Consider the following 588-nt stretch of genomic DNA (forward strand, 5'->3'; position numbering starts at 1 on the left):
TCACTTTCGTCTTCAGATCGAGCACATTCTTCGTACCCTTCTCGGAGAAGCCGTTGCCGAACCGCTTGCCCTTCAGGATCTCGCCGAAGAACAAGCGCTTCTGCTCGTCGGTGCCCGTGAGCGCGATCACGTCGACGAGGCCGAAGTGGTTCTGCGGCAATTGGCCGAGCGACGGGTCCGCGGCCGCGACGATCTTCACGACCTCGGTGAGCGTCACGTGCGATACGCCCGCGCCGCCATACGCCTTCGGCACGGTGATCGCCCAGAGGCCCGATTGCGAGAACCAGTCGATTTCTTCATAGGGGAGCCGGCGCTCGCGATCGCGCTCGGCCGCGCCTTCGGCGAGCCGCGCGGCGAGCGCGCGCGCGGCGTCGATCGCCTCGGCGTCGCTCGCGATTAGATGCGCGTCTCGCGCGGTTGCGCCACGCGCGGGTTGGACGGCCGTCTCATAGATCGCGGACATGCGTGTCTCCGTTGAAGAACAGGCGGTCAATCTATCAACGGGGCCTGCCGCGACCAACCGATCGATTCGGGAAACCTTATTCCGGAGCGCTGCAAATACGCATCGCGCGCACTGCATTGGTGGCG

General features: G+C 65.1%; 1 protein-coding gene. It reads right to left on the bottom strand.

Annotated features, from left to right (window positions below; all coding sequences use genetic code 11):
* A partial coding sequence (locus tag J5M67_RS27475; protein ID WP_207888547.1) for an acyl-CoA dehydrogenase family protein occupies nucleotides 1–463 on the bottom strand: 463 nt, incomplete at its 3' end.
* Between the last annotated feature and the right edge of the window lie 125 nt (nucleotides 464–588).

The sequence above is a fragment of the Pseudomonas sp. 30_B genome, assembly GCF_017491605.1.
GTDB lineage: Bacteria > Pseudomonadota > Gammaproteobacteria > Pseudomonadales > Pseudomonadaceae > Pseudomonas.